Raw genomic sequence first — 26,431 nt, forward strand, 5'->3', positions numbered from 1 at the left:
GCGGGCGCCGTCGACCGCTACCGCACGGCGCCGCGTTCCTGCTGGTCCTTCTCCTGCGATTCGAACAGCGCCTTGAAATTGCCTTCGCCGAATCCGTCTTCGCCGCGACGTTCGATGATCTCGAAGAACACGGGGCCGATCTGGCGCCTGGTGAAGCGCTGCAGCAGGATGCGCTGCGGACCTTTGCCATCGACGAGAATGCCGCGCGTCGCCAGGCGATCCACATCGAGGCCGTGGCCGGGAAGGCGTGCGTCGATGCCGCTGTAGTAGTTCGGCGAAGGCGCTGCCATGAACGCGATGCCGGCGTGCGTGAGTGCGTCGATCGTCGCTTCGATGTCCGACGACAGCAGCGCGATGTGCTGGATGCCTTCGCCGCCGTAATCGCGAATGAACTCGTCGTTCTGGTTGAGCACGCCGGGCTTGTCGTGGGCGGCCGCCGCGACCGGAATCGACACGCGTCCGCACGGACTCACCATCGAGCGTGCGCGCATGCCGGACATGTGACCCTTGACTTCGAGGTACTGCCTTTCCGCAAAGCCGAAATTGTCCCGGTAGAAATCCGCCCAGCGGTCGAGATTGTCGGGGCGGACGATGTTCGACGTGTGATCGACGGCGACGATGCTGGCGTCGCCCGCCGGCACGTCGCGTTCGTCGACCGGCAAGTCGAATGCCTCGCGAACATCCGTGTCGACGAAATACACGAGACTCTCCCCGATACCCAGGATGGTCGGGGTATCGATGACGAATGCGCCTTCACTGTCGGGCGATGCGGCGCGCGCGCCACCGGCGAGCGCCTGGGCTTGCGCGGCGCGCGCGTCGTCGACCCGAATGCCGATCGCTCGCACCGATGCGCCGTGCCGCGCCTCGAACGAATTCGGATTGCCGTTGACGACGAACGTCGCCGCGCGTTGCGTCATCAGGTACATGCCGTGCGCGGACCGGCCGCGCACGCGAAAGCCGAGGCGCTCGAAAAGCTCGACGAGTTCGGCAGGCTTCGACGAAACGAATTCGACGAATGCGAATCCGTCCGTTTTTACTCGGGTATTCATATCAGATGTCCTAAATACAGGCGTGCCATTGCATCAAGGAACGGGCTCGTTACTGCACGCAAATGCCCGTCCGACGATGCACACACCCGATCCGTGGATCGCCGTCCCCGGGGGCCGGCGTTGAAGCGGGGCGCGTCTACGCCGTGCGTGTTGCCGCGACGACCTTGATCTCGACGGCGAACTCGGGGCGAGCCAATGCCGCGACACCGAGAATCGTCCACGCAGGAAAGTCCGAGCGGATGTACTGCTCCTTCACTGCGCGGAAGTCCGCCAGTTGCGAACCGACATCGACGTGATAGGACACGAGTTCGACGACGTCCGAGAAATCAAGATCGAGATGCGCGAGGATGGCTTCGATCCGCTTGAAGGCCATGTCGATCTGCTCGTTCGGCGACTCGGGAATCGAGCCGTCGGCGCGCAGGCCGACTTGTCCGGCAATGAACACGAGGCCGTTGGCCGTGACGGCGGGCGAATACTGGAACAGGTCGAAAACGCGGTTGCCGCCAAACGTTGGGTCGTCTTCCGGGAGACGCAATCGTTCGATGTTGCTCATGACTTTTCCTTGTCGTGACGTAGCGGGTTTGCGGCGGGATTGCCGATGTACCGGACTCTACTGAACGCGACGACGGAAGTCTGTATATGCGTTTACCAAGTCAGCCGAGAAGTTTCGAGGGGTCGATCACCCAGATGCGGCGCTGTTTGATCTCGATCGCGCCGACGTCCGTCAACCGCTTCAGCGCGCGGGTGACGGTGACGCGCGTCGCCCCGGTCATCGCCGCAATCTGTTCGTGCGTCAGGGCGATCGTGATGAGCGTGCGGCCTTCGTGCTTTTCTCCATACAGGTCGGAGAGGCGTCCGAGCAGTTCGCCGATCCGCATTTCCGGCTTCGGAAGCGCCAGATACTGGATGCGCGACGCCAGGATCCGCTGCTTGAGCGCGATCACGCGCATCAGCGAAATCGCCAGTTCCGGGCATGACGGGATGGCGCCGGTGATGACCCGGATATCGAACTCGAGCAGCTCCGAGTCTTCGACCGCCACGGCGGTCGCGATGCGCGGATAGCCGTCGACGGCCGGGCTTTCTCCGAACATCGACCAGCGGCCCATCACTTCGAGAATGAACTCGGTGCCGTCGTTCTGGATGATGGAGACCTGCACGCGGCCCGACAGCAGGAAGTAGAAAGTCTGACCCAGCTCGCCTTGCCGGTAGATCGTCGCGCCTTTGCCGATCTTCCTGCGGCGGCCGAGATGCGCGGCGCGTATCCACGTGCCGGCCGTGGCATCGTCCATGTGCCAAGTCTCGGTCGTGAGCGTGTCGTGTTTTTTCATCGGTCGTTCCTTTGTGCCGGAGCATGACTCGCGCCGGCCTGCGCAAACCGGCGCATGTTCCGGAAGCGGATTGCCATACGGTTGTAAGCGTTCGCCGCGCCGATTGCAATCGTGAGAACCACGTGTGCCTGCTCGTCGGACACCGTATACGCATCGCGATGACTCGAAAAGCCGCGCTATAATTTCGTGCATGAAACTGCTTCGGACCATCTTCGTCTTGCTGCTTTGCGCGGTGCTGCCCCTCAGCGGGCTGGCAGCCAGCGGCCTGACCGGTGAATGTCCGATGCAGCAGCCGATGGCCATGACCATGGGCGCGGACACCGGCATGTCAGCCGACATGGCCGGTTGCGATTCGATGAAATCGTCGTCCACCGATAAAGCCAAGGGCAAGGGTGCGTTCTGCAAGGTAACGGCCCAATGCCAGTTCGGCAGTCTCTACCATCCGGCAGCCAGGGCCGACGTCAGCCGTCCGCTGGCGCTCGCTCGACCCGTCGTCTTCCATTACGTCCAGTCCGTTCCGGTCCGCGACCCGAACGGGTTGTGGCGACCTCCGCGCCTTATCTAACCCCGATCCGACAGGTTCACCGCTGCCGCGGTGAGATTCGTCCTTTTGCCAGGACGTGGAATCCCTATGGGGTTCCGACGTTGGGGTTAGACCATGTCATTCACTTTTTGCGCGCCGCTCGGCCGGCGTGCACGTTGGCGCGCGCGTACGCTTTTCGTCGCGCTCGCATTCGCGGGCGTCGCTCGCGCCCAGCAAGCCCCCTTCACGCTCGACGCTGCGCTGCAGTCCGCGAGCGACCACTCCGCATCGATGCAGGCGGCGCAAGCGTCCGTGCGTGCCAGCTCGGAGGCCGCGGTCAAGGCAGGACAGCTGCCTGACCCGATGCTCAAGGCCGGCATCGACAACCTGCCGGTGAACGGGTCGCAGCGGCTCACGATCGGTCAGGACTTCATGACGATGCGGCGCATCGGCATCGAACAGGAATGGGTATCCGGCGACAAGCGGCGGCTGCGCTCGGCGCTCGCCGACGAAATGGTCGGGCGTGAGCGCGCCGGCTACCTCGTGCAGCTCGCGAACGTGCGCCAGCAAACCGCGAGCGCGTGGCTGAACGCCGTGTATGCGAAACAGGCACTCGCGCTGCAGCAGTCGCTGCTCGACCACATGCGCCACGAGCTGGCTGCGACGAAGGCATCGTATCGCGGCGTCAGCGCGAGCGCGGCCGACGTCGTGCAGGCGCAGGCGATGCTCGCGCAGACGCAAGACCAGGTGCTCAAGGCGCAACAGACTTACCAGACCGCGCTCATCGGGTTGTCACGCTGGACGGCCGTCCCCGTGTCCGACGTGACCGGCGAACCGCCGGCGCCCGAGTCGTTCGTGTCGTCGCTCCCGCCGGATGAACTGCGCCTGTCGCAGCCGACGCTCGTGGCCGCAGCGGACGACATCGCGGTGGCCGAAGCCGATACCGCGGTCGCCAACAGCGAGCGCAGCCCGAACTGGACGTGGGAGGTCGCGTACCAGCAACGCGGCGGGGCGTACTCGAACATGGTGTCGGTCGGCGTCTCCATTCCGTTGCCGCTGAACCGGAAAAACCGTCAGAACCGCGACGTCGCCGAGAAAGCGGAACTCGCGACGAAGGCGCGGCTGATGTACGAGGACGCGCTGCGACAGGTTCAGGCCGACATCCGCGCGCAATCCGCCACCCTGGCGAGCGGGCGTGAACGCATCGCCAATCTGGGCCAGTCGTTGCTGCCCGCCGCGGACCAGCGCGTGCAGCTCGCGAATGCCGCCTATCGCGCGGGTAGCGGCTCGCTCGCGGACACGTTCGCGGCCCGCCGCGCGCAACTGGAAGCCCGACTGCAGGTGCTCGACCTCAAACGCGACGTGTCGCAGACCTGGGCGCAGCTTGAATATCAGGTCGTGCCGTCGACGGTGGCCGCCGCTCAGTGAAGGAGAACAACATGACCAGGAAACCACTGGTGCGCGCGGCATTGGCACTGTTCGCCGGTGCGGTGCTGCTCGGCGCCGGATACTTCGCGGGAACGCGCAACGCGGCGACAAGCGCTGCGGCAGCGCCAGCCGTCGCGGCTTCGTCAGGCGACAGGATCGACCCCAAGACCGGCAGGAAGGTGCTGTACTGGCACGACCCGATGGTGCCGAACCAGCATTTCGACAAGCCCGGCAAGTCGCCTTTCATGGACATGCAGCTGGAGCCCGTCTACGCGGATGAAGGCGGCGGTTCCTCCGGTATCCGGATCGACCCGGGCCTGCAACAGAATCTCGGCATTCGCTATGCGACCGTGCGTCGGCAGGACACGGCGGGCGGATTTGACGCCGTCGGCACGACGCAGTTCGATGAGTCGCGCACCGACGTCGTACAGTCGCGCGTGACCGGCTATATCGACCGGCTGTATGCAAGCGCACCCATGCAACGCGTCGCGAAAGGCGCCCCGATCGCGTCGCTGTTCGTTCCGGACTGGCTCGCGCCACAGGAGGAGTACCTCGCGCTCAAGCGTGGCGGCATGGACGGGAGCCTGCTCGATGCATCGCGTGCGCGGATGCGGGCGCTATCGATCCCCGACGGCATGATCGGCGCGCTGGACCGGACCGGAAAAGCACAAACGCACATTGTGCTCACCGCACCCGAAGCGGGCGTCGTCAGTGAACTGAATGTCCGGGATGGCGCAATGGTCACGCCGGGACAGACGCTCGCGAAAATCTCGGGCCTGTCGACGCTCTGGCTGATCGTCGAGATTCCGGAAGCGCTTGCGCTGAATGCGAAACCCGGCATGACGGTCGACGCGACGTTCTCGGGCGACCCGACGCGGCATTTCACCGGGCGAATTCGCGAGATCCTGCCGGGCATCAGCACGACGAGCCGCACGCTTCAGGCGCGCCTGGAAATCGACAACGCCGCGCTTCAGCTGACGCCGGGCATGCTGATGCGCGTGCGCGTCGGCGGGCAGAAGGCCGTGTCGCGGCTGCTGGTGCCGTCGGAAGCGGTCATCACGACCGGCAAGCGCTCGGTCGTCATCGTGAAGAACGGCGACGGTCGCCTTCAGCCGGCGTTGGTGATGGTCGGCAACGATGTCGGCGACGAAACCGAGGTGCTGAGCGGGCTGCGCGACGGCGACACGGTCGTCGCGTCAGGCCAGTTCCTGATCGATTCCGAAGCGAGCCTCAAGTCCGTTCTGCCGAAGCTGGAGGGTGTCACTGGCGCAACTGCAACCGCAATCGCGCCGGCGTCCGCGCCTGCTGCCGCCGCGCAGACCTACGAGACCACGGGCAAGGTCGAGAAAGTGACTGCCGCGGACATCACGCTGTCGCATCAACCGGTTCTTGCACTTGGTTGGGGCGCGATGACGATGACGTTCAACAAGCCGGCGCCCGATGCTTTTCCGGACGTGAAGTCCGGACAGACGGTGCACTTCGTCTTCAGGCAGACAGATGACGGCTACCAGTTGACGGGTGTCGAACCGGTCGGAGGTGGCCAATGATTGCGCACCTCATACGCTGGTCCATTCGCAACCGGTTCATGGTGTTGCTCATGACCGTCCTCGTCGCGGCGTGGGGTATCCACTCGCTCAAGGAGACGCCGCTCGACGCGCTGCCGGACCTGTCGGATACCCAGGTCATCATCAAGGCGTCGTATCCGGGCAAGGCGCCGCAGGTGATCGAGGACCAGGTCACGTATCCGCTGACGACGACGTTGCTCGGCGTACCCGGCGCGAAAACGATCCGCGCGTACTCGTCGTTCGGCGACGCGTTCGTCTATGTGCTGTTCGACGACAAGACCGACCAGTACTGGGCGCGTTCGCGCGTGCTCGAATACCTGAACCAGGTGCAGAGCCGGCTGCCGCAAGGTGCGACGGTGTCGCTCGGACCGGACGCCACCGGCGTGGGCTGGGTGTACGAGTACGCGCTCGTCGATCGCACCGGTCGGCACGATCTCGGGCAACTGCGCGCACTGAACGACTGGTTTCTCAGGTTCGAGCTGAAGTCCGTGCCGGACGTGTCGGAAGTGGCGAGCATCGGCGGCATGGTTCGCCAGTACCAGGTGGTGCTGGATCCGGACAAGCTGCGCGCCTACGGCGTCACGCAGGCGACGGTGGCCGACGCGCTCGGCAAGGCCAACCAGGCATCCGGCGGCTCGGTCGTCGAGCTGGCGGAGTCCGAGTACATGGTGCGGTCGTCCGGCTATCTGCGCTCGCTCGACGACTTCCGGAACATCGTGCTGCGCACGAACGACGCGGGCACGCCGGTGCTGCTCGGCGACGTCGCGCGCATCCAGATCGGCCCGGAGATGCGGCGCGGCATCGCGGAGCTGAACGGGCAGGGCGAAGTGGCCGGCGGCGTCGTCGTCATGCGGTCGGGCAAGAACGCGCTGACCACCATCGACGCGGTGAAGGCCAGGCTCGCCGACCTGAAGCGCTCGCTGCCGCCCGGCGTCGAGGTCGTCACGACCTACGACCGTTCGCAGCTCATCGAACGCGCGGTGGACAACCTGAAGGACAAGCTCATCGAGGAGTTCGTCATCGTGGGGCTCGTCTGCGTGGTGTTCCTGTTCCACTTGCGCAGTGCGTTCGTCGCGATCCTGTCGCTGCCGCTCGGCGTGCTGGCCGCCTTCATCGTGATGCGCTACCAGGGCGTGAACGCGAACCTGATGTCGCTGGGCGGCATCGCGATCGCGATCGGCGCGATGATCGACGCGGCCATCGTGATGATCGAGAACGCGCACAAGCACCTGGAGGCGTACGAGCACGCGCACCCGGACGTGCCGATGACCGGTGCGCAACGGTGGGAACTCATCGCGACGTCGGCGGCGGAGGTCGGGCCGGCGCTGTTCTTCTCGCTGCTGATCATCACGCTGTCGTTCGTTCCGGTGTTTTCGCTCGAAGGACAGGAAGGCAAGCTGTTCTCCCCGCTCGCGTTCACGAAGACGTACACGATCGCCGCGGCGGCGGGCCTGTCGGTGACGCTCGTGCCGGTGCTGATGGGGTATCTCGTGCGTGGCCGCATCCCGCACGAGGATGCGAACCCGATCAACCGCGTGCTGATTCGCGTGTACCGGCCGCTGCTCGATGCGACACTCGAACGCCCGTGGGCCGCGATCGGCATCGCCGCCGTTGCGCTCGTGCTGACGCTCGTGCCGTTGTCCCGGCTCGGCGGCGAGTTCATGCCGCCGCTCGACGAGGGCGACCTGCTGTACATGCCGACGGCGCTTCCGGGCATCTCGGCCGAGAAGGCATCGGAACTGCTGCAGCAGACCGACCGGCTGATCAAGACGGTGCCGGAAGTGGCGACGGTGTTCGGCAAATCCGGGCGCGCGGATACGGCGACGGACCCGGCGCCGCTCGAGATGTTCGAGACCACGATCCGCTTCAAGCCGCGCAGCCAGTGGCGGCCGGGCATGACCCCGGAGAAGCTCGTCGACGAGCTCGACCGGACCGTGAAGGTGCCCGGCTTGTCGAATGTCTGGGTGCCGCCGATCCGCAACCGGCTCGACATGCTGTCCACCGGCATCAAGACGCCGGTCGGCGTCAAGATTTCCGGGCCCGACCTGACGCAGATCGACCGCATCGCGACGCAGGTCGAAGCGGCGGTGAAGCACGTGCCCGGCGTGACGTCGGCGCTGGCGGAGCGGCTGAACGGCGGCCGCTACATCGACGTCGACATCGACCGGCTCGCGGCTTCGCGGTATGGCCTGTCGGTGGCCGACATCCAGTCGGTCGTCACGTCGGCCGTGGGGGGCGAGAACGTCGGGGAGGTGATTGCGGGACGCGAGCGTTTCCCGATCAACATCCGCTACCCGCGCGAAGTGCGCGATTCGCTCGAGAAGCTGCGGCAACTGCCGGTCGTGACGGACCGTGGCGCGCAGCTCCGGCTCGGCGACGTCGCGCACATCACGATCGCCGACGGCCCGCCGATGATTCGCAGCGAGAACGCGCGGCTGGCCGGTTACGTGTACGTCGATATCCGCGACACGGACCTGCAATCGGCGGTCCGCGCGATGCAGAAGGCCGTTGCGCAGCAGGTCGCGCTGCCGCCCGGCTATTCGATTGCGTGGTCCGGACAGTTCGAGTACCTGGAGCGCGCGGCGGCGACGCTGCGCACGGTCGTGCCCGTGACGCTCGTCGTCATCTTCGTGCTGCTGTTCCTGACCTTCGATTCGGCGGCCGATGCGCTGCTGCTGATGTCGACGGTGCCGTTCGCGCTCGTCGGCGGCTTCTGGCTCATCTGGCTGCTCGGCCACGCGGTGTCCGTCGCGACGTCCGTCGGTTTCATTGCGCTTGCCGGCGTCGCGGCCGAATTCGGCGTCGTGATGCTGCTGTACCTGAAAGGCGCGCTGAACCGCAGGCTCGACGCCGGTGAACCGCTCACGGAAGCGTTGCTGCTCGACGCGATCCGCGAAGGCGCCGTGTTGCGCGTCCGGCCGAAGGCGATGACGGTGGCCGTCGTGCTGGCCGGCCTCATCCCCATCATGGTCGGGCATGGCGCCGGTTCAGAAGTCATGCAGCGCATCGCCGCGCCGATGGTCGGCGGAATGGTGACGGCGCCGCTCCTGTCGATGTTCGTGATCCCCGCAGCGTGGTTACTGCTTCAGCGCCGCCGCGCGCGAAGGGCAAGCCACGTGCGGACGTCTGATGCAGTTCCTTCCGGCATGAAAGTGCCTTCAACCCAACCAGGAGAATTTCAATGAAGAAGCTTTTTGTTATGGCTGCCGCCGTTTGCACGATGGGTGTGCTTGCCGCACCGGCGTTCGCCGATGACGACATGGCCGGCATGGACATGTCCGGCATGAAGATGTCGGGCATGTCGTCGGCAACGTCGAATTCGGCGCTGACGGATGCCGAGGTGAAGAAGATCGACAGCGCAAGCGGCATGGTCACGCTGAAGCACGGCGCGCTCGGGAACGTCGGGATGCCGCCGATGACGATGGCGTTCAAGGCCAGGGACGCGGCGATGGTCAAGCAGGTTCACGAGGGCGACAAGGTCAAGGTCAGGATCGAGCGCGTGAACGGCACGCTTACCATCGTGAAGCTGGTGAAGCAGTCGTGATGGTGGATTGAGCGGCGGGCGGGCCGGTCAGGGTGACTGGCTCGCTCGTGGCTGCTTGCGCTTGCAACGTCCCGATTCAATCGTGCTTTGTGCTTACCGAAACTTTCTTAATTCTTTCCCGTATCTTTCACAAACTAACCATATCGTACGCGCTTTCTTGACAACTCGTAGGGAATACCAAGTCATGTCAGCGCATCGCCGGATCACCCCTCACACGCTCGCCGTTGCCGTTTCCGTTTCGTTCCTCGTCGCCGCATGTGGCGGCGACAACGTCAGCAGCAACGAGCCACCGTCCATCGTCGCCCAGATTCCCGCGGCGCCCGCTGATCCGGGCTTCGTCGACAGCGCGCCGGTGCAGGCGTCGGTGCCCGCGTTCGTCGACAACGCGGCGACCAACCAGCGCGGCGATGCACGCTACGCGACGATGAGCACGAACGCCGGCGTGCGTGTGCTGAGTGGCTTTCGCGCGTTGTGGCAGCCGCTCACCGATCTCGTCGACGCCGGCGTGAGCGCCCCCGCGGTGGGCAGCTTCCCGGCGATCACGCCGTCGCTGTGGACCGGCCTGCCGAACGACGGCACGCCGGGCGGCACCGCGCTCAACCCGACAGTGCTGAACGCGAATGTCCAGTATGTGGTCAACGCGACCACGCAGCGCACCGCGGCGCAGGCCGATGCCGCGTACTACGACGATCGCCGCGGCAAGGGGTACAGCGTGTCGGACGGCATGGGCCCGCTGACGAACGTGTGGCGCAGCGCCGCGCAGCAGACGACGAGCATCACCTCGGTGCCCGCCGATGCCACGACGAAGCTCTACAACGACACGGGCAACAACACGGGCGTCGGCGGGAGCGCGAATGCGCAGTTCGGTCCCGTCGTCGATTTCATCAACACGATGGGGAATAACGGCTCGACCGAGCCGGCGAAGCGTTTCTACAAATATGCGCGACCGTATCGTTGGAGCACGAGCGTCGTCGTCGCGCCGACGCTCGTGCCGGCCGAGAGCTCTGCGCCCGCCACCGACGGCGGCTTCCCGAGCGGTCACTCGGCCGAGGGGATGCGCGATGCGCTCGCGATGGCGTACGTGCTGCCAGAGCGCTTCCAGGAGATGCTCAGCCGCGGGCTCGAGCTTGGCGAGAACCGCATTCTCGCCGGCATGCATTCGCCGCTCGACGTGATCGGCGGACGGGTGCTCGCCGAGGCGGTGGTCGCGGCGAACCTCGTCGATGCGACGAACGCGACGCTGAAGCAGACGGCATTCAAGCAGGCACATGTGACGCTGTACGCGCTGACGAACACGACGGCAACGACATTCCCCGCCGCCGCGCATGCCGGCACGACGGCGACCGACCGCTTCGCCGACTACGCGACCAACAAGGCCAACTACGCGCGCCGGCTGACGTTCGGCTTTGCACCGATCGGCACGACGACCACCGGCGCGGTCGTGCCGAAGGGCGCGGAAGTGCTGCTCGAAACGCGGCTGCCGTACCTGAGCGCGGACCAGCGGCGTGTCGTGCTGAAGACGACCGCGCTTGCGTCCGGGTATCCGGTGCTCGACGATGCCGAAGGCTGGGGGCGGCTGAACCTGTTCGCAGCCGCCGACGGCTACGGGGTCTTCACGGGCAACGTCAGCGTGACGATGGACGCGTCGCAGGGCGGATTCAACGCGGCCGATACGTGGCGCAACGACGTCGGCGGCGACGGCAAGCTGACGTTTGCCGGCACGGGCACGTTGACGCTCGCGGGCGCGAACAGCTATCGCGGCGGCACCGAGGTTCGCGGCGGGACGCTCGGCGCGGGGTCGGCGCAGGCATTCGGGGCGGGTGACGTGTATGTCAGCGGCGGCACAGTCGCGATCAAGGCGGCGGCGCGCACGAATATCAACGGCAAATACACGCAGTTGAAGAGCGGCACGCTCGAACTCGATCGCGGTGCGGGCGATGCCGGACGGCTCGCGATCGCCGGCCTGACGACGTTGTCCGGCGGCACGCTGCACGTCACGTTCGCGGCGGGCGCCGTGCCGAAGGTCGGCGACGTCGTGTCGCTCATCGACAGCAGCCAGCTGCAAGGGCGCTTCGATTCGGTTGTCGTGGACGGGTTCAAGGCGACCGCGCTTTACAGCGCGTCGGGCGTTGCGATTCGTATCGACGGCTGATACACGTTGTGCTCGTGAGGGCGAGATCGTAGCGGCATGCGGACTGCCTGGTCGAATTGGCTGAGCGACCAGGCGGTCCGGGCAAGGAAGGCGCCGTTGTTCTTCGGCGCACGCTCATTCACGTGCGGCACCGCCGTTTCGTCCAGATTTGTTACTCCACCATCGCAGCGGTGCGTGTTGAATGTGCCGCCAGCGCGCCACTCCGCGCTATGGAGCACGTGAAGCGCATGCATCATTTCAATGATTCTTGAAATGTTGAAGTGGCGGCACTATCATGCATGTCATGGACTCGAACATCGCTGTTCGCTCGCTCGCCGCCCTTGCTCACGAATCAAGGCTTGCCGTGTTTCGCTTGCTCGTGGCTGCAGGCCCCAATGGCCTGCCTGCGGGAGAAATAGCGCAACAGCTGAACGTTTCACCATCAAGCCTTTCGTTTCATCTGAAAGATTTGTCTCATGCCGAACTCGTGTCCGCACGCCAGGAAGGGCGCTACGTGTTCTATTCGGCGAACTTCGACTCGATGAACGGCCTCATCGGGTTCCTGACCGAAAACTGCTGTGCGGGCGCATCCTGTGCGGTTGTCGAGGCCGCAAAGCCTTGCTGTGGAGAGGAATCGTGAAACGCATGCACGTACACGTGTCCGTCGAAAATCTCGAGGACAGTATTCGGTTCTACTCTGCGCTGTTCAATGAGCAACCGGTCGTGACGAAGGTCGACTACGCGAAGTGGATGCTCGATGACCCGCGCGTCAATTTCGCCATTTCGCAGCGCGGGCTGCAGGTCGGCGTGGACCACCTTGGCATCCAGGTGGAATCGGAAGAGGAACTGGCCGAAATGAATGCGCGTCTCGACGCGGCGGCGCTTCCGAAGGACGCACAGATCGGCACAGCGTGCTGCTACGCCAGATCCGACAAGTACTGGACCGTCGACCCGCAGGGCGTCGCCTGGGAGACATACCACACGCTGGACACCATACCGACTTTCGGCGAGTCACGCGGCGATTCACGCGCGAACCCCGACGACGATACGACGAGCGCGTGCTGTGCATCCGCGACCGCAACCGGCGCGTTCCGGAGCCGGTCATGAGCGAGCGAACGTACAACGTGCTGTTTCTCTGCACGGGAAACTCTGCACGAAGCATACTCGCCGAAGTTCAATTGAACGCATTGGGCGGTGGCCGCTTCCGGGGCTACTCGGCTGGCAGCCACCCCAAGGGTGAAATCAACCCGTTGACGCTGCAGCTAATCCAGCAGATGCGGCTTCCCACGGACGGACTCCGAAGCAAGTCGTGGGACGAGTTCGCCGTCCCTGGCGCGCCGGTGATGGATTTCGTCTTCACGGTGTGCGACAAAGCCGCCGGCGAACAATGCCCGGTGTGGCCAGGACAACCCGTCACTGCACACTGGGGTGTTCCCGACCCGGCAACTGTCGAGGGCTCTGACGACACCAGGATGCGTGCATTCAAGGATGTCGCGGCGACATTGCGCAAACGCATCGAACTCTTCAAGAGCCTGCCGCTTTCGTCTCTGGACCGCCTTGCTCTCAAGAAGGCGGTCACTGATATCGGGAAAGCATCGCCATGAGGTTGCGTCGCGCTTTTGTCGGGGAATTCTTTGGCTCTGCGTTGCTGCTCGCGACGGTCGTCGGATCGGGCATCATGGGCGAACGCCTTGCCGGCGGCAACGTGGCAATCGCACTGCTCGCGAATACGCTCGCGACGGGAGCGGGTCTCGTGGCGCTCATCGCGACCTTTATCGATATTTCGGGCGCACACTTCAATCCGTTGGTCACGCTTGCCGAGGTCTGCCTCGGCAAGTTGCGGTGGAAGCACGCGGTAGCCTATATCGCCGCGCAAGCCTTGGGGGCAATTGCCGGCGTGATAGCCGCACACGGAATGTTCGACCTGCCGCTCATCGAGGCGTCCCGTCACGTTCGCACCGGTGCGTCGCAATGGTGGAGTGAGGTGGTCGCTTCGTTCGGTTTGCTCATGGTCATTCTGAACGTTGCGAAACGCCGGATGGAATTCATTCCTGTAGCGGTCGGCAGCTATATCACGGCGGCATACTGGTTCACGGCATCGACTTCATTCGCCAATCCGACGGTCGCGATCGCTCGTGCGCTCACCGACACCTTTGCGGGCATCCGGCCAGTTGACGTGCCCGGGTTCGTCGTCAGTGAACTGGTCGGTGCTGCGCTTGCAGTCATCCTGTTCCGTTGGCTGGAGTACTCGCATCAACCGGCGGAGAGCATACCCGATCGTGGCGAGAAGAATGATGCAACCGCCAAGGCTCCAGGCTTGCACGTGGACACTGCCGACGAGCGGCGATAGCACCAATCCATGCGGTGTCGGCCGTGCTTGCTGAATCGGGTCGCAAGCATGTCGTCATGGACACGCATGCAATGCTTCACACAATGCTGATGCTATTTCGCCGCATCGGCGTGAGATTCGGCCGCAATCGCATGCCTGCGCATTTTTTCCCAAAGGCTTTTCCTCGAAATACCAAGCGCATGGGCCGTTTCCGAAATGCGCCCTTGATGTTGCAATAGCGCCGCCCGGATGAACGCGCTCTCGCAAGCGGCCATATAGCCGTCCAGCGTGGCATCCATGTTCGTCGCTACCGACTGAGTACTGTCTTCTTCGAAGATGTCGGTCGAGAAAAGCATGTTCCGGGGGCAAACGATGCAGGCACGCTCAAGCCGGTTCAGCAGTTCCCTCACGTTGCCAGGCCATCCGTACGTGGCAAGCCGTGCCTCTGCAGACGGATGAAAAAGCTTGGTTGGCTCGCCAAGCTGGCTGCCGATTTCGCGCACAAACCGGTGTGCAAGCCAGAGTACGTCGTCGGGTCTGTCGCGCAGCGCGGGAACACGCAGTTGCAGGATGTTGATGCGATAGAACAGGTCTTCACGGAAATGTCCCGCCCCGACAAGCTCCGCGAGGTCGCGATTGGCCGCGCAGATCAACCTGAAGTTGGTTTCGATCTCCCTTTCTCCGCCGACTCTCGTGATGCGACGCTCCTGAAGTGCCCGCAGCAGTTTCACCTGCATCGGCAGGGGCAGCTCGCCTATCTCATCCAGAAACAGCGTCCCCCCCTCGGCCTGTTCGAAGTACCCCTTCTTCTGCCGCTCCGCTCCGGTAAACGCGCCCCGCTCATGCCCGAAGAACTCGGACTCGAGAAGGGTCTCGGGAACGGCACCACAATTGACGGCGATGAACGGTAACGGCTCCCCTGGTGCGTGACGATGGATGAATCGTGCGAGAACCTCCTTGCCGACACCCGATTCACCGGTAATCAGGATTGCCTTTGCCCGTCCGGCGACTCTCGGGACCAGTTCGGCGAGACGACGCATCGCTTCAGATACGCCCAATTCGCTTTGTGGCGGAATGGCCTGCTCGGGGATGCCGGCGCCGGTCAGAAGACGCACCTTTTCAACCAATGCACCAATATCGAACGGCTTCGTGACATAGTCGGCAGCGCCTCGCTTGAGCAGCGATACGGCGGTATCGACCGACGCGTAGGCGGTGATGAACACGAACGGCGGCGTGGACACACGCGTTGCGGTCAAGCGCGAAAAGAGGTCTTCACCCGAAATGTCCGGCAATCGGATGTCGCTGATGACAGCCTGATAGGGGCGCGCGTGAAGCGCATTGAACGCGGATTCGCCTTCCGTATGCCAGTCGACGTCGAACCCTTCGAGACGGAAGCGGTCTGCCAATGACTCTCCCATGATGGGATCATCTTCGACGACACAGATGAGCGCTTTCGACATTGCCGTCTCCCACGTCACGCGGTTACGGGCAGCAGGACGACAAAGCAGGTTCGTCCTGGCTCGCTATCGACAGAAATCGTACCGTCGAGCTGGCGGACAATCTGATAACTGACCCACAGGCCGAGCCCATACGGCCGCCGTCCTTCAGCCATCCTCGCCGCCGAAAATGGCTCGAACAGATGCTCCATGACCGCACCGGAAATGTATTGGCCTGTGTTCGATATCGTGATTTGAAGTCCGGCCTGCAGTTCTTCCACGCGGCAGTCGACCCGACCGCCATCCTCGACTGCCTCGGCAGCATTGAGCAACAGATTGAGTACAAGCTGTCGCACGAGGTGAGCGGGCAATTCAACGACCTGCACGACGCGCACGTCCCAGTGAAAACTGGCCATCTTCACATGCAGCTGGGGCGCTATCAGCATTCTCAAATCCTGCCAGTCTGACGGAGTCATCGCCGGAGAATCCAGGTGCGCTTCAAACAGCAAGGCTCCGACGATCGACCGGATTTGGCCGAGCCCTCGCTCGAGCAGGCCGAGCGTCTTCTTCGTTTGCGCATCGGGCTTGCTATGTGTCTTCAATGTGTCGATGGCATTCAGCATGCCGCCCAGCGGATTGTTGATTTCGTGGGCAATGCCTGCTGCAACGCGTCCAACGGCCGCGAGACGCTCGGAGACCAACACTTCGCGCTCGAGTGCTTGCTTCTGCCCAAGTTCCAGCAACATCGTCTGGAATTGGCGTCCCAGTTGCCCTATCTCGTCGTTCCCCTGAACCGTGATACCGGCTCCAACCGACCCTGGCGGCTCTTTGCCGATCCGGGCCATGGCGCTGCTGAGTCGAAGCAACGGTTTGGCCATCCGGTCACCCCATAGCCATCCTAACGGAATGAGAAGCAGCAATGCGGGACCCGTTGCCAACGCCAGTTTGACGAGTGCGGACTTCACGCGGCTATAGACGACACTGGCGTCGTAGACCAGTACCACGTAGCCGAGACGGCTCCCATCGTCGGAATTCACCGGCATACCTGCAGTGATATCCCGTGGGTCGAGCAGTGCCGGAAAGTCGAAATAGAACGGGACGCCGCCATCGGCGAGATTCGCGATTGCCGTGCCATACAATGCCGGAAGCTTCGCAACCACTGTCTGGACTCGCTCCTTCCGGGGAGAGGTCGACGCGTACACCCGCTTGTTACCGTCGAAGAGGATGATTTCCTTCAAGGGATTCGAGGGTTCACGAACTGCCACCGGCGTTCGAATCACTTCGAAAGCTCGCCACAAATCATCCTTGACCATCGGGTCACGAACTGAAAGCGTGAGTACACGGCATAGATTTTCGGCACTGCTCTTCAGGTCGTTCTTTGCGTCCGTTACCGCAAGACTGATCAGCGCGACCGTGACGACGAACTCCGTCAACAGGATGACCGCGCTCAACGCCAGCGGAATCTTGTAGCGATAGCTGAGGCGGGAAAACATGCCGAGCACCCTAGACCGGACCGGTCGCCAGAATGGCGACCAAGTGCCGGATACCGTCGAACACATGGTCATTGCCCGCCACAAAGCCGTCGAGATTCAATCGACTCAGGACGTCGCGCCCACCGGGCTGGTCCTTCATGCCGAGCAACGCGTGCCTGACACGCCGAAATGACGCTTCATCGAGCGAGCTGCGCGCCACAATCGGCGGAAAGCCATACTGGGGGGACCGCCACGCCACCCGCACATCGCGCGTGCGTTCGGGATATTGCTTCTCTATGGTGTCGTAGACGTAACCATCGATCTCACCCGCATCAGCGAGACCGGAACTTACCGCATCGACTACCTTCCGGTGCGCGAATGTGAAGAAGGCCTTTTTGAAGAACAGGCTCGGCCTCGCACCGGACCGAATCAGCTCGGTGACCGGAACGAGATAGCCGGAATTTGATTGCGGGTCGCTGAAGGCGAACACGCGGTCCCTGAGTTGCGTGATGTGCGTCGTAAGACTGTCGGACTTCGGAACAATCAAGTACGAGCGATAGAGCGGCTGGCCCCGGTAGTTCGGTATGGCCATGAGCCGCATGGTGAGCGTGTTCGTGACGTATGGAAAACCGCACACCCATGCGACATCAACTTCATTTGCCGCAAGCAGTTCATCGATCTCACGATAGCTGTTGCGTTGCACAAACCGGACGTCGGTGCCGCATGAATTCTCCAGCTCACGACTCCATTGGCCCAGCAAGCCGATTTCGTTATCGAGAAATACGGCGGTTGTGCCGAACGCAAGTGACGGGTTCCTGGCGCCCGCTGAGAGCCGGACGGGCGAAAGAAAAGGCATGCTCATCGCGAAGCGCAGGATTCGCCGTCGACCGATGTTACGAATGGGTGACATAACGGTTCACTCCTTTCCGCAAACCGTTACCGGACGGTAATCGCATTCGGCATCTCTGCACCATCTGTACCAGCCCCACACGCGCCCGACCTGTCGCGCAGTGGCTTGGCATACGTCTTGCCGCTCAATTGATGCTAACGACAACACGAGCAAGATTCAAGCAAAGGAGGGGGCCATGTCTGACCTGAAAATCCGCCGCCGCACGTTCCTGAAAATCGGCGGTGGCTCGATTGCCGCAACTGCCGCGTCCGCATGGGTTCCACGAGCCGCCTCCGCTGCGAACCCGGTCGACACGAGCAGAACGAAACTTCCATACCCGACTCGACCCGTGTCACTCATCGGAAGAATGGCGTTGAACACGCCGGTCTCGTTTACGTATCCGGATGCCGCGTCGCCATGCACTGCCATCAAGCTCGGCAGTCCCGTGCCGGGGGGCGTTGGCCCGGATGGAGACATCGTGGCCTTCAGTTCCATGTGTACGCACATGGGATGCCCCGTTGTGTACGAGCCCGCAACGAAGATTTTCAAGTGTCCGTGCCATTTCAGCATGTTCGATGCGGAGAAAGCCGGACAGATGATTGCGGGACAAGCCACGGAAAATCTGCCACGCGTCCGCCTGCATTACGACGCAAAGACAGGGATGGTGTCTGCAGTCGGCGTGGACGGCCTGATATACGGCCGCCAGGCCAACATACTCTGAGTTCGAGGAGCTGAAAATGGCTACCGACAAGGACCGCATCGTGCTACCGCCGGTCACGGCCCAGCGAACCAACATGACCTGCCACTTCTGCATCGTTGGCTGCGGCTATCACGTGTTCAAGTGGCCGGAAAACCAGGAAGGCGGGCGGGCGCCAAATCAGAATGCGCTCGGCGTCGATTTCCGCAAGCAGGTGCCGCCGCTTACGCTGATCATGACGCCCGCGATGGAAAATGTCGTCACTGACCGCGACGGCTCCCGTCACACCATCATGATCGTCCCGGACAAGGGTTGCGTCGTGAACAGCGGCCTGAGTTCGACCCGTGGCGGCAAAATGGCGACGTACATGTACGCGCCGGACGGACTGACCAAGGAGCGCCTCGCGAATCCGCGCATCTATCTGAGTGACCAATGGGTCGACACGAACTGGGATCAGGCAATGGCGTTTTACGCCGGGCTGATGAAGAAGGTGCTCGACAAGGATGGTCCGAGCGGCATCGTGTTTTCTGCATTCGACCACGGCGGTGCAGGTGGTGGATTCGAAAATACCTGGGGCAGCGGCAAATTGATGTTCACGGCGCTTCAAACGCCGATGGTACGCATCCACAACCGGCCTGCCTACAATTCCGAGTGCCACGCCACCCGCGAGATGGGTATCGGCGAACTGAACAACTCTTACGAGGACGCCGAACTGGCCGATGTCATCTGGTCCATTGGCGCCAACTCGTACGAAACGCAGACGAACTATTTCCTGAACCACTGGATTCCCAATCTCACGGGTGCGACCGCCGACAAGAAAAAGAAGCGGTTCCCGGGAGAAGCGACGCCAAGGACGAAGGTGATATTCGTCGACCCGAGGCGCACGCCGACGATTGCGATTGCCGAGCAGGTCACCGGCAAGGATAACGTTCTGCACCTCGACATCCAGCCGGGGACCGATATCGCGCTGTTCAACGGCATTTTCACGTACGTGGTCGAGCAAGGATGGATTGACCGCGACTTCATCGCCGCTCATACGAACGGATTCGATGACGCCGTGAAAGCGAACAGGCTGTCTCTGGACGAATGCAGCAAGATTACCGGCGTGCCGGTCGAGAAGATCAGGACGGCAGCCGAATGGTCGTACAAGCCGAAGGCGCCGGGTCAGATGCCAAGAACGATGCACACCTACGAAAAGGGCATTATCTGGGGCAACGACAATTACCTGATTCAGTCGTCGCTTGTCGATATCGTCCTTGCGACCCACAACGTCGGCCGGCGCGGCACGGGCTGCGTTCGCATGGGAGGCCATCAGGAAGGCTATACGAGGCCCCCCTATCCCGGGAACACCAAGATATACATCGACCAGGAACTGATCCACGGCAAGGGCCGAATGATGACCTGGTGGGGATGCAACAACTTCCAGACAAGCAATAACGCGCAAGGGCTGAGGGAGGTCGTGCTTCGCCGCTCGCAGATCGTCAAGGAGGCGATGCAGAAGGCACGCGGCGCGACCAGCGAGCAGATGGTTGACGTGGTGTATGACGCGACAACCAAAGGCGGCCTGTTCGTCGCAAGCATCAACATCTATCCGACCAAGCTCGACGAAGCCGCCCATCTGCTTCTGCCCGCCACGCACCCGGGTGAAATGAACCTGACGTCGATGAACGGTGAACGCCGCATGCGTCTGTCCGAACGGTTCATGGACCCGCCGGGAACGGCGTTGCCGGACTGCCTGATTGCGGCCCGTATCGCCAACGCATTGCGCGACATGTATCGCAAGGAGGGCAACGCCAGGATGGCTTCCCGGTTTGAAGGTTTCGACTGGAAATCCGAGGAAGACGCGTTCAACGACGGATTCCGTCGCGCCGGGCAACCGGGTGTCGAGAAAATCGACAGCCAGGGCGGCAATACCGGCAACCTGGTGACCTACGAGCGACTCAGGGCAATGGGCAACAATGGGGTGCAATTGCCGGCAAAGGCGTGGGAGGGCGGCAAACTGGTCGGCACTGAAATGCTGTACATGGACAACAAATTCGATACGGCGGACGGCAAGGCGCAGTTCAAGCCGTCGCCATGGCCGGGGCTGCCGAAGACGGTGGCCGACCAGAAAGCCAAATATCGGTTCTGGATCAATAACGGCCGCACGAACGAGGTATGGCAGACGGTCTATCACGACCGGTATAACGACTTCGTCCGGATGCGCGACCCGATGGCCTACATCGAAATCAATCCGGCGGACGCGCAAGAACTCGGAATCGGCGCCGGGGATATCGTCGAGGTCTACAACGATTTCGGGTCCACTTTTGCGATGGCTTATCCGGCAGCCGAGCTGAAGCACGACCAGACCTTCATGGTGTTCGGCCACGTCAACGGAATCCAGGACAACGTCACGACGACCTGGACGGACCGGAACATCGTCCCGTACTACAAGGGCACGTGGGCGAACATCCGTCGCGTCGGCACGATGGAAGACTACAAGAGGACGGTCACCTTCAAGAGCCGTCGGTACACGTAAGTGACAGCGGCCGGCATCTTGCCGGCCGCGCGCCCTTCCCGAAACTGGCGTCGGTCTGGGCACCGGAGTTGATAGACGATGAAGTCATTCCATCTGGCACGCGTCATCCCGCTCGTGGAAGTCGGTTCCACAGACACGGTCGTCAGTGCCATCAGCGCTCCGGAAACCGTCCAGGCCGCGTCGCCTGTCCGGGATACGCGACTGCGACCGCTACGAGACCTTCGCATATCGGTCACCGACCGATGCAACTTCCGCTGCGTCTATTGCATGCCGAAGGAAGTGTTCGGTAGCGACTATCCATTCCTTCCCCGGCAAGCGCTATTGAGCTTCGAGGAAATTGAAAGGGTCGCACGCGTGTTCGTCGATCTTGGTGTCGAGAAAATTCGCCTGACAGGTGGCGAGCCGTTGTTGAGGAAGGACCTTGAAATCCTCGTCGAAAGGCTTGCCCGCTTACGCACTGCTGATGGCGAGGATGTCGAGCTTACCCTCACAACCAACGGTTCGCTGCTCGGTCGCAAGTCACAGTCGCTGCGCGACGCGGGACTCAGGCGAATTACCGTCAGCCTCGACGCGCTGGATGAAGCGGTGTTTCAAAGCATGAATGGAGTCGGCTTCTCGGCCGCGTCGGTTCTGGATGGAATCGCAGCTGCGCAACGTGCTGGTCTTTCACCCGTAAAGGTCAACATGGTGGTGAAGCGCGGCGTGAACGACACGCAAATTCTGCCGATGGCCGACCATTTCCGCGGCACGAGTGTGGTCGTGCGATTCATCGAGTTCATGGATGTCGGCATGACCAACGGCTGGAACATGGATTCGGTCGTGCCCTCGTCCGAAGTCGTTGCGGTCATTAATGACGTGTTTCCACTCGCACCCTTGGGGCGTGACAAGTATTCCGATACATCGCTGCGCTACAGATATACGGATGGACAGGGAGAGATCGGTGTCATCTCGAGCGTTACGCAGCCCTTCTGTGGCGGCTGTACGCGAATGCGGCTGTCGGCGGACGGTCAGCTGTTTACCTGTCTGTTTGCATCGCACGGCCTGGACCTCCGGGCCCCGCTGCGCAGCGGGGCGTCGGACGATGTGTTGAGCCGGCTCATCGCCGTCCTGTGGGCAAGAAGGGCCGACCATTATTCGGAACTACGCAGCGGACGCAACGCTGCCGATGGCGAGGCCCGAGTCGAAATGTCGTTTATCGGCGGCTAGTGTCCCGTTCCGTTTATGTGGGGGTGACGCCGAAGTGGGTGATCTGCCGCTACCGCCTGCATGAAGCAGCCGACAAGCTCGCCGGCGGCGAGCCGATCGACCTGGCGGAGCTGGCCCACGCGCTCGGCTATTTCGACCAGGCGCATTTCATGCGCGACTTCCGCAAGCGGGTGGGCAAGGCGCCGGCCGCGTACCGTCGCGATGACAATCAGGGTTGATGCCGTGATTCCACGCCGCCATGCATGTCGGGCTGACCGCGCCGATGCCCGAAATTGAGCGCCGTGGTTGCGCGGCAAGCGGATGCTTTGCCTACGCGCATAACGGCTGAAGGAGCGGACGTGCAATCCGCACGTAGTCGGCCGAGCTCAGGACGATGGACTTGTCGAGGCGAGCGGCGTTGAACGCGATTTCGTCAAAGCCGGCCACCAGATCCGGGTCGACGATCAGCTTGATATTCGCAGAGAACGAGAACGGAGGGATGGCCCCGATAACGCACCCCGTCTCGTGTTGTGCTTCTTCCGCAGAGGCGAGTGTGGCCTTCTTGAACCCGGCTGCGGCCGCGACCTTCTTGAAGTCCAGCTTCCTGTCCCCGGGGAGGATGGCGAGAATCAACGCCTGCCCGTCATCTTTGCTCTTGCAGAGCATGGCTTTTGCGCCTTGCCCCGGCGACGTCCCTCGAATAGCCGCTACGAGGTCGGACCGCCCCTCGGCAGGGTGTTCGATAACCCGATACGCGGCCTTCTCACGCTCGAGCAATGCGACCAGCTTTTCGTATATGGATGACATGGTGTTCGGTTACTCCGACGTCTCTCAGGTCGCGTCACAAAGACTGCCGCCCAGCGCCGACGCTGCGCATGGACGGCGAGTGGAAGCTCAAGCCGCCACCAGGGCGCAGAACCGCTCGAGGTCGATATTGCCCCCGCTGATGATGATGCCGACGCGCTTGCCTTTGAGCGAGTCCTTCAAATTCAGTGCAGCGGCCAGTCCGAGGCACCCGGTCGGCTCGACGACCATCTTCATGCGCGTCGCGAAGAACTTCATCGCGTTCACCAGATCGGTATCCGGCGCCGTGAGGATGTCGTTGACGTCGCGCTTGATGATGCCGAACGTGTAGTTCCCGAGGTGCTGGGTCTGCGCGCCGTCGGCAATGGTCCTGGGCGTATCGATATGGACGATCGTCCCGCTGCGCAGCGACTGCTGTCCATCGTTCCCGGCTTCCGGTTCGACGCCGTACAGCACGCATTGCGGCGCGAGTGCCCGAGTCGACAGCGCAGTACCCGACAGCAGTCCACCGCCGCCCAACGGCACAAACAGATAGTCGAGCGCGCCCACTTCCTCGAACAGCTCCTTCGCGGCAGTACCTTGTCCGGCGAGCACGTCCGGGTGGTCGTAGGGCGGAATCAACGTGAGGCCCTGTTCGTCCGCGAGACGGCGGCCAATGGCTTCGCGATCCTCGGTATAGCGGTCGTAAATGACGACGTTGGCGCCATACCCCTTCGTTGCTGAGACCTTCGCTGCGGGGGCGTCATGCGGCATGACGATCGTTGCCGGCATGCCCAGGATCTTCGCGGACAGGGCAATCCCCTGGGCATGGTTCCCGGACGAGAAGGCAACGACGCCGGCCGTGCGCCGTTCCGGCGAAAACTTCGAAAGCGCGTTGAACGCGCCGCGAAACTTGAAGGCGCCCATGCGCTGAAAATTCTCGCACTTGAGGAACACCTCCGCGCCGACAAGCTCGTTCAGCGTGCGCGACGTGTGAACCGGGGTGCGATTTGCGATGCCGTCGATGCGTGTTGCCGCTGCCTCGACATCGGCATAGGTCGGATATTCAAAATCGGTCATGTGAGACTCGCTAGTCAGATGTGATTCACCAAGGCCATGGAACGGAGATTCCGGCTCCGTCCTCGATGGCCCGCTCGTACAGGAAGCGCGCGACCGTCAAGTCCTGGAGCGCGAGCCCGGTCATATCGAACACCGTGACATCGCTCGAGGCACGGTCGATCGACGCCGTTCCAGCCAGCAGGTCGCCAATCTCGGTACATGGCAGCGCCGGGGCCCATTGACACTCTCCAATGCTGCGCGCCTGGTCCTGGTCGTCCACGAAAATGCGTGCACGTTCCAGCACGCCCGCCGGAAGTTCGCGCTTGCCCGCAGTGTCGGCGCCCACGCAGGTCAGATGGGTGCCGGGTTGAACCGCATCGGCGTCGAACAGTGCGCCCGCGCCCGGCGTTGCAGTGATGACGACATCGCTGCAGGCGACGGCATCGTGACGGTCTCGGGCCACACCGATGATGCATCGGTCCTTGAAGGACGATTCGAACGCAGGCTCCGGCTCTCCAGCGACATTCACGTATTGCACCGTGCACCGTCGCGGCAGTTGCTTCAGCGCGTATTCGAGCTGGACGCGCGCCTGCACGCCCGTGCCGAAAATGCAGATCCTGGTGCTGTCGGGGCGCGCGAGCAGTTGCAGTCCCAAGCCGCCAGCCGCACCTGTCCGCGCGGTGGTAATCGCATTGCCGTCCATGATGCAGAGGGGGCGGCCCGTGTGAGGGTCGAACAAGGCGACGGTTGCCTGGTGAGGCTCGCCGCCTAGGTCTCGGTTTCCTGGCCAGAATCCGGCTGCTTTGAAACCGAGAAGGTCCTGACTTGCGACGTCGCCGGACTTGATTCCGAATACGCCGCCCGTATGCAGCTTCTCGCGGACCACCGGAAAAACCCGCCCGGCCCTTCGACTGTGCAACACAAAGGCTTCGCGAACCGCAGCCATGACTTGCTCGGCTTGAAGGGCAGGCTCGACCGCATTCCGGTCGAGGAGAAGGAGTTGGGCGTCTGTCGGCATCTTCAGGTAAGCCTGTCTGGCTCCGTGCCAGTCGAGAGATGTTGATATTTTGTCTAACTGTGGACAAATAGTCAATGGCTAGGCGCCGTGGCGTGACGCGTACCGCGCCCACGAACGATCAAGACGAGCGAGCATGGCCATATCCGGACACGGAGGGCGTCTCCGCGCCCCGTCCGGCCGAGGCAGCCACCGTTTGCTCATCCTCCTCCTTCGTGCCGGCAGCAGACAGTTCGCCCTCCCACTTTGCCACCACGGCGCTCGCAATGCTGTTGCCGAACACGTTGGTGGCAGTTCGCCCCATGTCCAGAATCTGGTCGATACCCATCACCAGCAGCAATCCGGCCTCGGGAAGCTTGAACATCGGCAAGACTGCAGCAACCACGACCAGCGACCCCCTGGGGACAGCGGCCATGCCTTTGCTGCTCACCATCAGGATGAGAAGCATCGTAATCTGGGTGCCGACAGGCATATGCACCCCGAATGCTTGCGCGATGAAAATCGCTGCAAACGCCTGGTAGACCATGGAGCCGTCAAGGTTGAAGGAATATCCAAGAGGCAGGACGAAGCCGACGAGACGCTTGCGGACACCGAATCGCTGAAGCACTTCCATCAGCACCGGATAGGCGGCCTCACTGCTCGCCGTCGAGAATGCAATCATCATGGGCTCGCGCACGGCCTTCAGCAGTTCCGGCATGCGGCGACCGAGAACGGCCCGACCAGCGAAGTAAAGAACGGTCCACAACGCGAACAGCGCGACGTAGAACCATCCAATGAGCTTGCCGTAGGTCACGATAACGCCAAGGCCTTGCACGGTGATCACGCCCGCGATGGCGGCGAAGATGCCGACCGGCGCGAAAGCCATCACGGCGTTTGTGGCGCGCAGCATGACGTCCATGAGGCCGTCGATCGAGCGCTTCAGGAACTCGCCAGCGGCACCGGGCACCTTGCCCAGCGCAATGCCGAAGAACAGCGAGAAGACCAGGATCTGCATGATCTGGTTTTCCGCCATGGCCTCGGCGATGCTGCTCGGGAACATGTGGGTGACGAAGTCCTTGAAGTTCAGTGCAGTCGTTTTCAGGTTGGTCGCAGCATCCGCCGCCGGCAAGGGCATGTTGAGATGCGCACCCGGCTGCGCAAGGTTGACGAACAGCAAGCCGATGCTCAGGGACAGCAGTGAGGCGACGACGAACCAGCCGATGGCCTTCGCGCCGATTCGTCCGATGGCCTTTCCGCTTTCCATGCTGGAAATGCCCGAGACCAGCGTCGCGAAAACCAATGGCGCGATAATCATTTTGACCATGCGCAGGAATATCGTCGTCGCTACGCCGAAGTTGCCGGCGATAGACTTGGCGGCAGCTTCGTCAGCCGCGTATTGATGGCAGGCATAGCCAACCACTACGCCGAGGACCATGCTGAGCATGATCCAGCGGGAAAGGTTCCACTTTTTCATGATGGTGTCTGTTCCGGTGTCTGTGGG

General features: G+C 62.7%; 24 protein-coding genes. 14 read left to right on the forward strand and 10 right to left on the reverse strand.

The features are described 5' to 3' along the window. Nucleotides 1–17: 17 nt before the first annotated feature. From ACV229_RS24265 to ACV229_RS24275, 3 genes are all read right to left on the reverse strand, one after another. Nucleotides 18–1,049: a 4-hydroxyphenylpyruvate dioxygenase family protein gene (locus tag ACV229_RS24265; RefSeq protein WP_448085639.1), complete on the reverse strand. Its 1,032-nt coding sequence runs from the start codon at nt 1,047–1,049 to the stop codon at nt 18–20. 136 nt (nt 1,050–1,185) lie between these two features. Then, complete coding sequence (locus ACV229_RS24270; RefSeq protein WP_448085640.1) at nt 1,186–1,602, reverse strand: RidA family protein; 417 nt, start codon at nt 1,600–1,602, stop codon at nt 1,186–1,188. Nucleotides 1,603–1,702: 100 nt separating this feature from the next. Then, nucleotides 1,703–2,686, reverse strand: coding sequence for a Crp/Fnr family transcriptional regulator (locus ACV229_RS24275; protein WP_448085641.1), 984 nt, complete (start codon nt 2,684–2,686; stop codon nt 1,703–1,705). Between ACV229_RS24275 and ACV229_RS24280 the strand changes: the two genes are divergently transcribed. The 10 genes from ACV229_RS24280 to ACV229_RS24325 all read left to right on the forward strand — a co-directional run bounded on the left by ACV229_RS24280 (nt 2,568) and on the right by ACV229_RS24325 (nt 13,918). Further along, on the forward strand, nt 2,568–2,942 hold the full coding sequence (locus ACV229_RS24280; RefSeq protein ID WP_448085642.1) for a hypothetical protein: 375 nt from the start codon (nt 2,568–2,570) through the stop codon (nt 2,940–2,942). The two genes, ACV229_RS24275 and ACV229_RS24280, sit on opposite strands and share 119 nt — an antisense overlap. A gap of 93 nt (nt 2,943–3,035) precedes the next feature. Beyond that, complete coding sequence (locus tag ACV229_RS24285; protein ID WP_448085643.1) at nt 3,036–4,328, forward strand: TolC family protein; 1,293 nt, start codon at nt 3,036–3,038, stop codon at nt 4,326–4,328. 11 nt (nt 4,329–4,339) lie between these two features. Continuing rightward, complete coding sequence (locus ACV229_RS24290) at nt 4,340–5,875, forward strand: efflux RND transporter periplasmic adaptor subunit (RefSeq protein ID WP_448085644.1); 1,536 nt, start codon at nt 4,340–4,342, stop codon at nt 5,873–5,875. After that, nucleotides 5,872–9,078: an efflux RND transporter permease subunit gene (locus ACV229_RS24295; RefSeq protein WP_448085645.1), complete on the forward strand. Its 3,207-nt coding sequence runs from the start codon at nt 5,872–5,874 to the stop codon at nt 9,076–9,078. Before ACV229_RS24290 ends, ACV229_RS24295 begins: the two co-directional genes overlap by 4 nt. Then, on the forward strand, nt 9,075–9,437 hold the full coding sequence (locus ACV229_RS24300; protein ID WP_448085646.1) for a copper-binding protein: 363 nt from the start codon (nt 9,075–9,077) through the stop codon (nt 9,435–9,437). Before ACV229_RS24295 ends, ACV229_RS24300 begins: the two co-directional genes overlap by 4 nt. 184 nt (nt 9,438–9,621) lie before the next feature. Continuing rightward, a complete protein-coding gene (locus tag ACV229_RS24305; RefSeq protein WP_448085647.1) occupies nt 9,622–11,589 on the forward strand; it encodes a phosphatase PAP2 family protein in 1,968 nt (655 codons plus the stop codon). A gap of 283 nt (nt 11,590–11,872) precedes the next feature. Beyond that, nucleotides 11,873–12,208, forward strand: coding sequence for an ArsR/SmtB family transcription factor (locus ACV229_RS24310; protein WP_448085648.1), 336 nt, complete (start codon nt 11,873–11,875; stop codon nt 12,206–12,208). Then, the gene (locus ACV229_RS24315) at nt 12,205–12,675 is read left to right on the forward strand and encodes an ArsI/CadI family heavy metal resistance metalloenzyme (protein WP_448085649.1); all 471 of its coding nucleotides are present in this window, start codon (nt 12,205–12,207) and stop codon (nt 12,673–12,675) included. The genes ACV229_RS24310 and ACV229_RS24315 overlap by 4 nt, the downstream gene beginning before the upstream one ends. Then, on the forward strand, nt 12,672–13,172 hold the full coding sequence (locus ACV229_RS24320) for an arsenate reductase ArsC (protein WP_448085650.1): 501 nt from the start codon (nt 12,672–12,674) through the stop codon (nt 13,170–13,172). Before ACV229_RS24315 ends, ACV229_RS24320 begins: the two co-directional genes overlap by 4 nt. Then, nucleotides 13,169–13,918 (forward strand): aquaporin, encoded by a 750-nt coding sequence (locus tag ACV229_RS24325; protein WP_448085651.1) that lies wholly within the window; start codon nt 13,169–13,171, stop codon nt 13,916–13,918. Before ACV229_RS24320 ends, ACV229_RS24325 begins: the two co-directional genes overlap by 4 nt. A 92-nt stretch (nt 13,919–14,010) precedes the next feature. Here the strand turns inward: ACV229_RS24325 and ACV229_RS24330 are convergent, their stop codons facing one another. The 3 genes from ACV229_RS24330 to ACV229_RS24340 are packed head-to-tail and all read right to left on the reverse strand — an operon-like array spanning nt 14,011 to nt 17,715. Then, nucleotides 14,011–15,357, reverse strand: coding sequence for a sigma-54-dependent transcriptional regulator (locus ACV229_RS24330; RefSeq protein WP_448085652.1), 1,347 nt, complete (start codon nt 15,355–15,357; stop codon nt 14,011–14,013). Nucleotides 15,358–15,371: 14 nt separating this feature from the next. Continuing rightward, on the reverse strand, nt 15,372–16,826 hold the full coding sequence (locus ACV229_RS24335; RefSeq protein WP_448085653.1) for an ATP-binding protein: 1,455 nt from the start codon (nt 16,824–16,826) through the stop codon (nt 15,372–15,374). 10 nt (nt 16,827–16,836) lie between these two features. Beyond that, the gene (locus ACV229_RS24340) at nt 16,837–17,715 is read right to left on the reverse strand and encodes a PhnD/SsuA/transferrin family substrate-binding protein (RefSeq protein WP_448085654.1); all 879 of its coding nucleotides are present in this window, start codon (nt 17,713–17,715) and stop codon (nt 16,837–16,839) included. A gap of 175 nt (nt 17,716–17,890) precedes the next feature. Between ACV229_RS24340 and ACV229_RS24345 the strand changes: the two genes are divergently transcribed. The 4 genes from ACV229_RS24345 (at nt 17,891) to ACV229_RS24360 (ending at nt 22,333) form a co-directional block, all read left to right on the forward strand. Continuing rightward, nucleotides 17,891–18,415, forward strand: coding sequence for an arsenate reductase (azurin) small subunit (locus ACV229_RS24345; protein ID WP_448085655.1), 525 nt, complete (start codon nt 17,891–17,893; stop codon nt 18,413–18,415). 16 nt (nt 18,416–18,431) lie between these two features. Beyond that, nucleotides 18,432–20,909, forward strand: coding sequence for an arsenate reductase (azurin) large subunit (locus ACV229_RS24350; protein WP_448085656.1), 2,478 nt, complete (start codon nt 18,432–18,434; stop codon nt 20,907–20,909). 78 nt (nt 20,910–20,987) lie between these two features. Next, nucleotides 20,988–22,115 carry a GTP 3',8-cyclase MoaA gene (moaA, locus tag ACV229_RS24355; protein WP_448085657.1) on the forward strand — a complete coding sequence of 376 codons (1,128 nt, stop codon included), beginning with the start codon at nt 20,988–20,990 and terminating at the stop codon, nt 22,113–22,115. Beyond that, on the forward strand, nt 22,115–22,333 hold the full coding sequence (locus ACV229_RS24360; RefSeq protein ID WP_448085658.1) for a helix-turn-helix domain-containing protein: 219 nt from the start codon (nt 22,115–22,117) through the stop codon (nt 22,331–22,333). Before moaA ends, ACV229_RS24360 begins: the two co-directional genes overlap by 1 nt. A 91-nt stretch (nt 22,334–22,424) precedes the next feature. On the opposite strand, the gene ACV229_RS24365 is transcribed toward ACV229_RS24360, so the two are convergent. The 4 genes from ACV229_RS24365 to ACV229_RS24380 form a co-directional block, all read right to left on the reverse strand. Beyond that, on the reverse strand, nt 22,425–22,901 hold the full coding sequence (locus ACV229_RS24365) for a YbaK/prolyl-tRNA synthetase associated domain-containing protein (RefSeq protein WP_448085659.1): 477 nt from the start codon (nt 22,899–22,901) through the stop codon (nt 22,425–22,427). 87 nt (nt 22,902–22,988) lie between these two features. Beyond that, the gene (locus tag ACV229_RS24370) at nt 22,989–23,957 is read right to left on the reverse strand and encodes a threo-3-hydroxy-L-aspartate ammonia-lyase (RefSeq protein ID WP_448085660.1); all 969 of its coding nucleotides are present in this window, start codon (nt 23,955–23,957) and stop codon (nt 22,989–22,991) included. Between the two features lie 25 nt (nt 23,958–23,982). Continuing rightward, nucleotides 23,983–24,954 carry an ornithine cyclodeaminase family protein gene (locus ACV229_RS24375; RefSeq protein ID WP_448085661.1) on the reverse strand — a complete coding sequence of 324 codons (972 nt, stop codon included), beginning with the start codon at nt 24,952–24,954 and terminating at the stop codon, nt 23,983–23,985. Between the two features lie 118 nt (nt 24,955–25,072). After that, nucleotides 25,073–26,404 (reverse strand): dicarboxylate/amino acid:cation symporter, encoded by a 1,332-nt coding sequence (locus tag ACV229_RS24380; RefSeq protein WP_448085662.1) that lies wholly within the window; start codon nt 26,402–26,404, stop codon nt 25,073–25,075. Nucleotides 26,405–26,431 lie beyond the last annotated feature (27 nt).

The organism is Burkholderia sp. MR1-5-21 (assembly GCF_053427715.1).

Excerpts from the sequence above, each read along its gene's own strand:
- ACV229_RS24265 (WP_448085639.1), bottom strand. The coding sequence starts at position 1,049 with ATGAATACCCGAGTAAAAACGGACGGATTCGCATTCGTCGAATTCGTT.
- ACV229_RS24340 (WP_448085654.1), bottom strand. The coding sequence starts at position 17,715 with ATGTCACCCATTCGTAACATCGGTCGACGGCGAATCCTGCGCTTCGCG.
- moaA (WP_448085657.1), top strand. The coding sequence starts at position 20,988 with ATGAAGTCATTCCATCTGGCACGCGTCATCCCGCTCGTGGAAGTCGGT.
- ACV229_RS24375 (WP_448085661.1), bottom strand. The coding sequence starts at position 24,954 with ATGCCGACAGACGCCCAACTCCTTCTCCTCGACCGGAATGCGGTCGAG.
- ACV229_RS24370 (WP_448085660.1), bottom strand. The coding sequence starts at position 23,957 with ATGACCGATTTTGAATATCCGACCTATGCCGATGTCGAGGCAGCGGCA.
- ACV229_RS24295 (WP_448085645.1), top strand. The coding sequence starts at position 5,872 with ATGATTGCGCACCTCATACGCTGGTCCATTCGCAACCGGTTCATGGTG.
- ACV229_RS24335 (WP_448085653.1), bottom strand. The coding sequence starts at position 16,826 with ATGTTTTCCCGCCTCAGCTATCGCTACAAGATTCCGCTGGCGTTGAGC.
- ACV229_RS24310 (WP_448085648.1), top strand. The coding sequence starts at position 11,873 with ATGGACTCGAACATCGCTGTTCGCTCGCTCGCCGCCCTTGCTCACGAA.
- ACV229_RS24275 (WP_448085641.1), bottom strand. The coding sequence starts at position 2,686 with ATGGTCATGGCCATCGGCTGCTGCATCGGACATTCACCGGTCAGGCCG.
- ACV229_RS24280 (WP_448085642.1), top strand. The coding sequence starts at position 2,568 with ATGAAACTGCTTCGGACCATCTTCGTCTTGCTGCTTTGCGCGGTGCTG.
- ACV229_RS24300 (WP_448085646.1), top strand. The coding sequence starts at position 9,075 with ATGAAGAAGCTTTTTGTTATGGCTGCCGCCGTTTGCACGATGGGTGTG.
- ACV229_RS24325 (WP_448085651.1), top strand. The coding sequence starts at position 13,169 with ATGAGGTTGCGTCGCGCTTTTGTCGGGGAATTCTTTGGCTCTGCGTTG.
- ACV229_RS24285 (WP_448085643.1), top strand. The coding sequence starts at position 3,036 with ATGTCATTCACTTTTTGCGCGCCGCTCGGCCGGCGTGCACGTTGGCGC.
- ACV229_RS24380 (WP_448085662.1), bottom strand. The coding sequence starts at position 26,404 with ATGAAAAAGTGGAACCTTTCCCGCTGGATCATGCTCAGCATGGTCCTC.
- ACV229_RS24305 (WP_448085647.1), top strand. The coding sequence starts at position 9,622 with ATGTCAGCGCATCGCCGGATCACCCCTCACACGCTCGCCGTTGCCGTT.
- ACV229_RS24290 (WP_448085644.1), top strand. The coding sequence starts at position 4,340 with ATGACCAGGAAACCACTGGTGCGCGCGGCATTGGCACTGTTCGCCGGT.
- ACV229_RS24270 (WP_448085640.1), bottom strand. The coding sequence starts at position 1,602 with ATGAGCAACATCGAACGATTGCGTCTCCCGGAAGACGACCCAACGTTT.
- ACV229_RS24365 (WP_448085659.1), bottom strand. The coding sequence starts at position 22,901 with ATGTCATCCATATACGAAAAGCTGGTCGCATTGCTCGAGCGTGAGAAG.
- ACV229_RS24330 (WP_448085652.1), bottom strand. The coding sequence starts at position 15,357 with ATGTCGAAAGCGCTCATCTGTGTCGTCGAAGATGATCCCATCATGGGA.
- ACV229_RS24345 (WP_448085655.1), top strand. The coding sequence starts at position 17,891 with ATGTCTGACCTGAAAATCCGCCGCCGCACGTTCCTGAAAATCGGCGGT.
- ACV229_RS24350 (WP_448085656.1), top strand. The coding sequence starts at position 18,432 with ATGGCTACCGACAAGGACCGCATCGTGCTACCGCCGGTCACGGCCCAG.
- ACV229_RS24320 (WP_448085650.1), top strand. The coding sequence starts at position 12,672 with ATGAGCGAGCGAACGTACAACGTGCTGTTTCTCTGCACGGGAAACTCT.